Origin of the sequence: Anoxybacillus ayderensis (assembly GCF_013761015.1) — a bacterium.
Classification (GTDB): Bacteria; Bacillota; Bacilli; order Bacillales; family Anoxybacillaceae; genus Anoxybacillus; species Anoxybacillus ayderensis.
The window spans coordinates 45,521-55,709 of the sequence record NZ_JACDUV010000009.1 but is presented as its reverse complement, the minus strand read 5'-3'; the positions used below and the strand labels follow the sequence as shown (position 1 = coordinate 55,709).

Sequence of the window (10,189 nt, the reverse complement as noted above, 5' to 3'; positions counted from 1 at the left end):
ACACCCGTTCCCATCCCGAACACGGAAGTTAAGCTCTCCAGCGCCGATGGTAGTTGGCGGGACACCGCCTGCGAGAGTAGGACGTTGCCGGGCAAAGAGAAGACCAAGACGAAAATTGTCTTGGTCTTTTTGTTTTATTGAGTGAATGCAATGGGTAAAATATATGAGAAGAAAAGAAGGGATTCTTGCATTTTTGCAGAATTCCGTATATATTAAAATTAAAGTCAAATATAGTCAAAGTCAACTGACAGAGGAGGGATTATGTGAGGAATATCTCTGATGTCATTGAGCAATATTTAAAGCAAGTGTTAAATATGAGCGGAAAAGATATCGTCGAGATTAAACGAAGTGAAATTGCGGATAAATTTCAGTGTGTTCCTTCGCAAATTAACTATGTCATTAATACGCGTTTTACGTTAGAGAGAGGATATATTGTTGAAAGTAAACGGGGCGGTGGCGGTTACATTCGTATTATGAAAGTAAAAGCCCAAAATGCTTCTCAGCTCATTGACCATTTATTGTCCATCGTTCGGGATCGAATTAGTCAAACGAATGGAGAACATATTATTCAACGATTGTTAGATGAAAAGGTAATTTCACAGCGGGAAGCGAATATGATGTTAAGCATTATTGATCGCGCAGTTTTGTCTATTGACCTTCCTGATCGTGATGAACTGCGTGCACGCATATTAAAAGCAATGCTGACATCGCTAAAGTATATGTAAAGAGGGTGAATACTTTGATATGTCAAGAATGCAATCAACGGCCAGCGACGCTTCATTTTACTAAAATTGTGAATGGGGAAAAAACAGAAATTCATCTTTGTGAACAATGTGCGCATGAAAAAGGTGAAATGTTTATGTTCCCTCATCAAGGCGCTTTTTCCATTAACAATTTAATTGCAGGATTATTAAATATGGATGCATCACTAAAAGAACCAAAAGCGCCCTCTTTTCATAATGAGCATATATTACAATGCGAGCATTGCAAAATGACATATGCCCAATTTGTAAAAGTTGGTCGCTTTGGTTGTGCGAGTTGCTATGAGACGTTTCGTACCTATTTGCCCCCTATTTTCCGAAGACTGCATGGCGGGCATGTAGCCCATGAAGGGAAAATTCCGAAGCGGGTCGGTGGCACATTATATGTTCGTAAACAAATTGGACAGTTAAAACAAATGTTACAGGAGCTTATTGCTAAAGAACAGTTCGAAAAAGCCGCTGAAGTGCGTGATCAAATTCGGGAGCTTGAGACAAAACTAAACGCAGAAGGGGGCGCTTGATATATGAATGAATATGTATTTTTTCAACGCGCTCTAAGCCCATGGATGAACGAAGAAGGTCCAGATTCCGACATTGTGTTAAGTAGTCGCATTCGTCTAGCGAGAAACATGAAACAATACTCGTTCCCGACCGTATTTACAAATGAAGAAGCGATGCAAATCGTTCAATTGTTTGAACAGTTATTTTCACAAAGACGTCTCGGTCATATCGGTCCCTTTTTCTTATTAAAAATGAATGAATTACAATCGATTGAAAAGCGTGTGTTAGTCGAAAAACATTTGATTAGTCCTCATTTAGCTGAAGATTGTACATTTGGTGCATGTTTATTATCGGAACAAGAAGAAGCAAGCATTATGATCAATGAGGAAGATCATATTCGTATTCAATGTTTGTTTGCAGGCTTTCAATTAAAAGAAGCGTTAAAAATGGCTAACGCTTTAGACGACTGCATTGAACAACATGTCGACTATGCTTTTGATGAAAAATACGGATATTTAACTAGTTGCCCAACAAACGTGGGGACAGGATTACGTGCATCCGTTATGATGCACTTACCAGGACTTGTATTAACACAACAAATAAATCAAGTAATTCCAGCTATTAATCAGCTTGGTTTAGTTGTTCGTGGCACGTATGGAGAAGGCAGTGAAGCATTAGGGAATATTTTTCAAATATCAAATCAAATTACATTAGGAAAAAGTGAAGAAGATATTGTCGAGGATTTAACGGGAGTTGTTCGTCAATTAATTGAACAAGAGCGAATGGCTCGTGAGGCATTAGTCAAAACTTCTAACATACAATTAGAAGATAGGGTATATCGTTCTTACGGTGTTTTAACGAACAGTCGAATCATCGGTTCAAAAGAAGCGGCACAATGTTTATCCGATGTACGATTAGGTATTGATTTAGGGTATATTACGAACGTGCCAAAAACGATTTTAACAGAGCTAATGATTTTGACACAGCCCGGTTTTTTACAAAAATATGCAGGTGGTGCGTTGCGTCCGCAAGAGCGAGATGTTCGCCGTGCATCACTCATTCGTGAACGATTATACCAATGGAAGTAAATTAAAGGAGGTTGATGAGAATGATGTTCGGACGTTTTACAGAGCGAGCACAAAAAGTGTTAGCACTAGCACAAGAAGAAGCGGTTCGTTTGGGACATAACAATATTGGAACAGAGCACATTTTGCTTGGCTTAATTCGCGAAGGGGAAGGAATTGCAGCAAAAGCGCTTATGGCGCTTGGATTAGGACCAGATAAAATTCAAAAAGAAGTAGAATCACTCATTGGACGTGGAAACGAAGTAGGACAAACGATTCACTATACGCCTCGCGCAAAAAAAGTGATTGAATTGTCAATGGATGAAGCTAGAAAGCTTGGACATTCGTACGTTGGAACAGAGCATATTTTACTTGGACTTATTCGTGAAGGAGAAGGTGTTGCTGCACGTGTTTTAAATAATTTAGGGGTAAGCCTAAATAAAGCTCGTCAGCAAGTGCTTCAATTATTAGGAAGCAACGAATCGGCCTCAGGACATCATGGGGGAACAACGCATGCGAACACGCCGACATTAGACAGTTTAGCACGTGATTTAACAGCTATTGCACGTGAAGGCGGTTTAGACCCTGTGATTGGAAGAAGTAAAGAAATTCAACGTGTCATTGAAGTGTTAAGTCGCCGGACGAAAAATAATCCTGTTTTAATCGGAGAGCCAGGTGTAGGGAAAACGGCGATTGCCGAGGGACTAGCTCAACAAATTGTCAATAACGAAGTGCCAGAGACACTTCGCGATAAGCGTGTCATGACGCTTGATATGGGAACAGTCGTTGCAGGAACAAAATATCGCGGGGAATTTGAGGATCGATTGAAAAAAGTGATGGATGAAATTCGCCAGGCTGGCAACATCATTTTGTTTATTGACGAATTGCATACGCTCATTGGAGCTGGCGGTGCTGAAGGGGCTATTGATGCGTCAAATATTTTGAAACCTTCTCTTGCTCGCGGGGAATTACAATGCATTGGGGCGACAACGTTAGATGAATACCGAAAATATATTGAAAAAGATGCAGCGTTAGAAAGACGCTTCCAACCAATTCATGTTGGGGAACCGACGGTTGAGGAATCTATTCAAATTTTAAAAGGTTTGCGAGATCGTTACGAAGCTCACCATCGCGTTTCTATTTCAGATGAGGCGATTGAGCAGGCAGTGAAGCTTTCAGACCGCTATATTTCGGATCGATTTTTACCAGATAAAGCAATTGATTTAATTGACGAAGCTTGCTCGAAAGTACGTTTACGTTCGTTTACGACTCCACCAAATTTAAAAGAGCTCGAACAAAAACTTGAGGAAATTCGCAAAGAAAAAGATGCAGCTGTACAAAGCCAAGAGTTTGAAAAAGCAGCATCATTACGCGATGCGGAACAAAAATTACGCGAACAACTTGAAGAAACAAAGCGAGCATGGAAAGAGAAACAAGGTCAAGAAAACTCTGAAGTGACTGTAGAAGATATTGCGGCTGTTGTGTCAAGTTGGACCGGAATTCCGGTATCTAAATTAGCTCAAACAGAAACAGAACGATTATTAAAGTTAGAGGAGATTTTACATTCTCGTGTCATTGGGCAAGAAGAGGCGGTGAAGGCCGTTGCAAAAGCGGTTCGTCGTGCTCGGGCAGGATTAAAAGATCCAAAGCGCCCGATTGGCTCGTTTATTTTCCTTGGACCAACGGGTGTAGGAAAAACAGAGTTAGCACGAGCGCTTGCTGAAGCGATGTTTGGTGATGAAGATGCGATGATTCGTATCGATATGTCTGAATATATGGAGAAACATTCGACATCACGTCTTGTCGGTTCACCTCCAGGGTACGTCGGCTATGAAGAAGGTGGACAATTAACCGAAAAAGTTCGCCGCAAACCGTATTCTGTCATCTTGTTAGATGAGATTGAAAAAGCGCATCCAGATGTATTTAACATTTTATTACAAGTGCTAGAAGATGGACGTTTAACAGATTCGAAAGGACGCACAGTTGATTTCCGCAATACGATTATTATTATGACATCAAACGTTGGTGCTGACGCTTTAAAAAGAAATAAATATGTCGGCTTTAATGTGCAAGACGAAAGCCAACAATATAAAGATATGAAAGGGAAAGTGATGGACGAGTTGAAAAAGGCGTTCCGTCCGGAGTTTTTAAACCGAATTGATGAAATTATTGTTTTCCATTCACTTGAAAAGAAACATTTGAACGAAATTGTTTCATTAATGGTTGAGCAATTGAAAAAACGCCTACAAGAACAACAAATCGATTTAGAATTAACGGATGCCGCAATTGAAAAATTAGCAGAAGAAGGTTACGATTTAGAGTACGGAGCGCGTCCATTGCGTCGAGCAATTCAAAAACATATTGAAGATCGTTTATCTGAAGAACTGTTAAAAGGAACGATTGGAAGCGGACAAAAAGTTGTTATGGACGTAAAAGACGGTCAGTTTGTTGTGTTAACAACAGAGACAGTAAAATAACGAAAACAAGGTATGCTTACACGCATACCTTGTTTTTCATAATGAAAGGAATGGAGTAATGGTTAAGCGGAAAACGAAATTCGTTTGTCAACATTGTGGATATGAAACTGCGAAATGGATGGGGAAATGTCCAGGCTGTCATTCATGGAACGCAATGGTCGAAGAAACGGAAATAGTAAAACCACATAACCGTGCGCTATTTGTGCATACAGAAGGGGTAGCAGCCAAGCCTGTATCGATTACGACGGTAGAAACAACACAAGAACCGAGAATCGATACGAAGTTTACAGAGTTTAATCGCGTGCTCGGGGGTGGAATTGTTCGTGGCTCCCTTGTTTTGATTGGTGGGGATCCTGGTATTGGGAAATCAACATTATTGTTGCAAATTTGTGCTCAACTCGCAAACGATGCTCATCCTGTATTATATATTTCCGGGGAAGAATCAGTAAAACAAACGAAGTTGCGCGCCGAGCGGTTACATGTAACTGCTGAACATTTATATGTTTTGTCTGAAACAAATTTAGAGCATATTATCCAAACTGTTGATGACATGAAGCCAGCGTTCGTTGTCATCGACTCGATTCAAACGATATATCGCTCAGAGATCACATCTGCACCAGGGAGTGTTTCACAAGTTCGTGAATGTACAGCAGAGTTGATGCGAGTAGCTAAAACGAAAGGGATTGCGATTTTTATTGTTGGGCATGTTACGAAGGAAGGGGCGCTTGCCGGACCACGCATTTTAGAGCATATGGTTGACACCGTATTGTATTTTGAAGGAGAGCGTCATCATACGTATCGTATTTTACGGGCGGTGAAAAATCGATTTGGTTCTACAAATGAAATCGGTATTTTCGAAATGAAAGAAGCAGGGCTAGCTGAAGTAAAAAACCCATCAGAAATTTTTTTAGAAGAGCGCTCTAAAGGAGCTGCTGGATCAACGGTCGTTGCTTCTATGGAAGGAACGAGACCGGTGTTAGTGGAAATTCAAGCATTAGTATCACCGACTAGCTTTGGAACGCCGCGTCGAATGGCAACAGGAATAGATCATAATCGCGTTTCTTTACTAATGGCTGTGCTTGAAAAAAGGGTTGGTTTGCTCCTCCAAAACCAAGATGCTTATTTAAAAGTAGCTGGTGGCATAAAGTTAGATGAACCTGCGATTGACTTAGCCATTGCTGTAAGTATTGCTTCGAGTTTTCGTGATCAACCAACAAATCATACGGATGTCGTGATTGGGGAAGTCGGATTGACAGGTGAAGTACGTCGCGTGTCTCGCATTGAACAGCGTGTACAAGAAGCTGCGAAGCTCGGCTTTCAACGCATCATTATTCCAAAAAGCAACATCGGTGGCTGGAACATTCCAAAAGATGTTGAAGTTATTGGGGTGGCCAATGTAGAAGAAGCGCTATATTATGCATTAGGAGAAGGGAAAAATCGCCCAATATTTTAACAAAACCATTAAAAAATCATTAAAAATCATGTTCAGATTGGTTTCAAACATTGGAAACTGTTTATAATGTAATAGAGGAGGTGAAAAAAACGTGTTAAAACGAATTGTGCAAGCATCTTTTTTAATTACTGGGGGTATGTTAGGAATCATTTTCTTTCCTACTTTGTTGAAGCTGTTGCACTTAGACGATTTTCCTTATGTCGATAGCCCATATGTAGCGGCCCCAGTTGGTGCGATCATCGTATTCCTTCTCACGTTTTGGTTAGTCGATCATGTGGTTGGACTTATTCATTGGATGGAAGAAACGTTAGTCAAAGCACCTGTAACTGATTTGTTATTTGGAAGTCTCGGTTTAATTTTCGGATTGATTGTAGCCTTTTTAATCGTTATTCCATTAAACTCTATTCAAATTCCGCTTGTTAATACGATCTTGCCCATTTTCCTTACGCTATTGTTAGGGTATTTAGGATTTCAAGTCGGATTTAAAAAGCGCGATGAGTTAATGAACTTATTTTCTTTGCCAAATCGGACAGGAAAGAAAAAAGGTAGCGAAGAAGAAGAGAAAAAAGGTAAATCGCTGAAAATCTTAGATACGAGTGTCATTATTGACGGTCGTATTGCGGATATTTGTCAAACGGGCTTTTTGGAAGGGACGATTGTCATTCCACGCTTTGTTCTAGAAGAATTGCAACATATTGCTGATTCTTCCGATGCGTTAAAAAGAAATCGCGGACGAAGAGGGTTAGATATTTTAAACCGTATTCAAAAAGAGTTAGCTATTAACGTTGAAATATACGAAGGCGATTTTGAAGGAATTCAAGAAGTCGACAGCAAGCTTGTAAAATTGGCGCAATTGACATCAGGAGTTGTTGTGACAAATGACTTCAACTTAAATAAAGTGTGTGAATTACAAAATGTTCCTGTGTTAAATATTAACGATTTAGCGAACGCGGTAAAACCGATTGTTCTTCCGGGAGAAGAATTAAATGTTCATGTCATTAAAGATGGGAAAGAACAAAATCAAGGTGTTGCTTATTTAGATGATGGAACGATGATCGTTGTAGAAGATGGGAAGGACTATATCGGAAAACGAGTTGATGTGCTCGTGACGAGCGTGTTACAAACATCAGCTGGAAGAATGATTTTTGCTAAACTAAAGCTACTTGAAAAAGCATTATAAGCTGTTAGGAGTTAGGAAAATGAATTATCATGTCGTTATACCGGCAGCTGGTCAAGGAAAACGAATGAATGCAGGAATGAATAAACAATTTATCGAGCTTGAAGGAGTACCCGTTATTATCCATACGTTACGTGTATTTGAACGAGATGATTTTTGTCAAGGCATTGTGTTAGTCATTAATGATCAAGAACGTGAGCAGTTTGTTCATATGCTTCATCGTTTTGAAATAAAAAAAGTGAAAGCCCTCGTTTCAGGAGGGGAAGAAAGACAGCAGAGCGTCTATAATGGGTTAAAAGCGGTGAATGACGGTCATATTGTACTCATTCACGATGGTGCTCGTCCGTTTGTAACGATAAGTAAAATTCACGAACTCGTTCGAGTAACAAAAAAAACGGGAGCAGCTGTGTTAGCTGTTCCTGTCAAAGATACGATGAAACAGGTGATCGATGGCCAAGTTGAAAAAACGGTCGATCGATCGAGCTTGTGGGCTGTACAAACGCCACAAGCTTTTTCCATGCCATTAATTATTGATGCTCATGAACGAGCGAAAAAAGAACAGTTTATCGGAACAGATGATGCGAGTCTCGTTGAGCGGATCGGTCATCGCGTCGTTGTTGTAGAAGGAGAATATACGAACATTAAACTTACAACACAAGAAGATTTATTATTTGCGGAAGCCATTTTACGTGCGAGAGGGGATCGATGATGTATCGAATTGGACAAGGGTTTGATGTCCATCAGTTTGCTGAAGGGCGTCCACTTATCATTGGTGGAATACACATTCCGTATGAAAAAGGGTTGCTCGGACATTCCGATGCGGACGTATTGCTTCATGCAATTGCTGATGCATGTTTAGGAGCGATCGGTCAAGGAGATATTGGAAAACATTTTCCGGATACAGATGAGGCTTACAAAGATGCTGACTCTGCACTCTTATTACAACGTGTATGGAGCCTTGTACGCCAACATGGGTATACGCTTGTGAATGTTGACTGTACAATTATTGCACAAAAACCGAAAATGGCGCCATATATTGCAAACATGCAAAAACGAATTGCCGAGTTGTTAGAAGGAGATGTTTCACAAGTAAACGTCAAAGCGACAACGACAGAAAAGCTTGGCTTTACAGGGAGAGAAGAAGGAATTGCCGCACAAGCCGTCATTTTGTTACAAAAAAATAATGAATGATGGATTTTGTATGTCGTTTACGGTACAATGAGGTACAGAAATTAGGTAGATGGAGGTTATGGCATGTCACAGGAAGTAAGGGTGCGTTACGCACCGAGTCCGACGGGTCATTTACATATTGGTGGTGCGCGCACAGCGTTATTTAACTATTTGTTTGCTCGTCATCATGAAGGAAAATTTATCGTTCGCATTGAAGATACAGATATTGAGCGAAATGTAGAAGGTGGCGAGCAATCACAACTTGAAAACTTGAAATGGCTCGGTATTGAGTATGATGAATCCGTAGATAAAGATGGTGGATACGGTCCTTATCGCCAAACGGAGCGTCTGCACATATATCGCCAATATACAAACGAATTGTTAGAAAAAGGACATGCATACAAATGTTTTTGTACACCTGAGGAGTTAGAACAAGAGCGTGAGGCGCAAAAAGCGGCAGGTATTGCAGCGCCACAATACAGCGGAAAATGCCGTCATTTAACTCCAGAGCAAGTTCAACAGCTAGAAGCGGAAGGCAAGCCTTATACGATTCGTTTAAAAGTACCAGAAGGAAAAGTATATGAATTTGAAGATATGGTGCGCGGTCGAGTATCTTTTGAATCGAAAGATATCGGTGATTGGGTCATCGTAAAAGCGAACGGTATCCCAACGTATAACTTCGCTGTCGTGATTGATGATCATTTAATGAAAATCACACATGTATTTCGCGGCGAAGAGCATTTATCGAACACGCCGAAACAGTTAATGGTATATGAATATTTCGGTTGGGAGCCACCAAAATACGCACATTTAACGCTTATTGTGAATGAAAATCGCAAAAAATTATCAAAGCGCGATGAGTCAATTATTCAATTCGTTTCCCAATATAAAGAGCTTGGATATTTACCAGAAGCGATGTTTAACTTTTTTGCGCTGTTGGGCTGGTCTCCTGAAGGAGAAGAGGAGATTTTCTCAAAAGAAGAACTTATTCGCATTTTTGATGTTTCACGCTTATCAAAATCTCCATCGATGTTTGATAAGCAGAAACTGACATGGATGAACAACCAATATATTAAAAAGCTTGATTTAGATCGACTAGTTGAATTATCGCTTCCTCATTTAATTCGAGCGGGGCGCTTGCCAGAACAAATGACCGATGAACAAAAACAATGGGCTCGTGATTTAATTGCGCTATACCAAGAGCAAATGAGTTACGGTGCCGAAATTGTTCAGTTATCAGAGTTGTTCTTTAAGCAAGAAATCGAGTATGATGAAGAAGCGAAGGTTGTTTTAGGTGGCGAGCAAGTACCGCTTGTGTTAAAAGCATTTTATGAGCAAGTAGAGCAGCTTGCAACGTTTGATAGTGATCATATTAAAGCGGTAATTAAAGCGGTACAAAAGGAAACGGGACAAAAAGGGAAAAACTTGTTTATGCCGATCCGTGTAGCGGTAACCGGACAAACGCACGGTCCAGAGCTTCCGGAGGCTATTCGTTTGCTCGGAAAAGAAACGGTTATGTCCCGATTAGCGAAATTGATCGGTTAACATTTCTTTGTCTATATAATAAAATAGGTGTAAGTCATATC

9 protein-coding genes and 1 rRNA gene are annotated in these 10,189 nt (G+C 40.3%); all 10 read left to right on the top strand.

Going from position 1 to position 10,189, the window contains the following annotated elements; translation table 11 throughout:
• Positions 1-93 (top strand): 5S ribosomal RNA (gene rrf / locus HNR63_RS12685); the annotation flags it as partial.
• A gap of 170 nt (positions 94-263) precedes the next feature.
• The gene (locus tag HNR63_RS12680) at positions 264-725 is read left to right on the top strand and encodes a CtsR family transcriptional regulator (protein ID WP_021095355.1); all 462 of its coding nucleotides are present in this window, start codon (positions 264-266) and stop codon (positions 723-725) included.
• A 14-nt stretch (positions 726-739) separates the two neighbouring features.
• Positions 740-1,282, top strand: coding sequence for a protein-arginine kinase activator protein McsA (gene mcsA / locus HNR63_RS12675; RefSeq protein WP_021095354.1), 543 nt, complete (start codon positions 740-742; stop codon positions 1,280-1,282).
• A gap of 3 nt (positions 1,283-1,285) precedes the next feature.
• Positions 1,286-2,350, top strand: a complete 1,065-nt coding sequence (mcsB, locus tag HNR63_RS12670; RefSeq protein ID WP_181520907.1) for a protein-arginine kinase McsB — start codon at positions 1,286-1,288, stop codon at positions 2,348-2,350.
• 20 nt (positions 2,351-2,370) lie between these two features.
• Complete coding sequence (gene clpC / locus HNR63_RS12665; protein WP_021095353.1) at positions 2,371-4,803, top strand: ATP-dependent protease ATP-binding subunit ClpC; 2,433 nt, start codon at positions 2,371-2,373, stop codon at positions 4,801-4,803.
• Positions 4,804-4,861: 58 nt separating this feature from the next.
• Positions 4,862-6,256, top strand: coding sequence for a DNA repair protein RadA (radA, locus tag HNR63_RS12660; protein ID WP_085788789.1), 1,395 nt, complete (start codon positions 4,862-4,864; stop codon positions 6,254-6,256).
• A gap of 91 nt (positions 6,257-6,347) precedes the next feature.
• Entirely contained in the window at positions 6,348-7,436 is a 1,089-nt protein-coding gene (locus HNR63_RS12655) for a PIN/TRAM domain-containing protein (RefSeq protein WP_085788790.1), read from the top strand.
• Positions 7,437-7,455: 19 nt separating this feature from the next.
• Entirely contained in the window at positions 7,456-8,142 is a 687-nt protein-coding gene (gene ispD / locus HNR63_RS12650; protein ID WP_181520906.1) for a 2-C-methyl-D-erythritol 4-phosphate cytidylyltransferase, read from the top strand.
• Positions 8,142-8,624, top strand: a complete 483-nt coding sequence (ispF, locus tag HNR63_RS12645; RefSeq protein WP_035063336.1) for a 2-C-methyl-D-erythritol 2,4-cyclodiphosphate synthase — start codon at positions 8,142-8,144, stop codon at positions 8,622-8,624. The genes ispD and ispF overlap by 1 nt, the downstream gene beginning before the upstream one ends.
• Positions 8,625-8,687: 63 nt before the next feature.
• A complete protein-coding gene (gltX, locus tag HNR63_RS12640) occupies positions 8,688-10,148 on the top strand; it encodes a glutamate--tRNA ligase (protein WP_181520905.1) in 1,461 nt (486 codons plus the stop codon).
• The last annotated feature ends 41 nt before the right edge of the window (positions 10,149-10,189 follow it).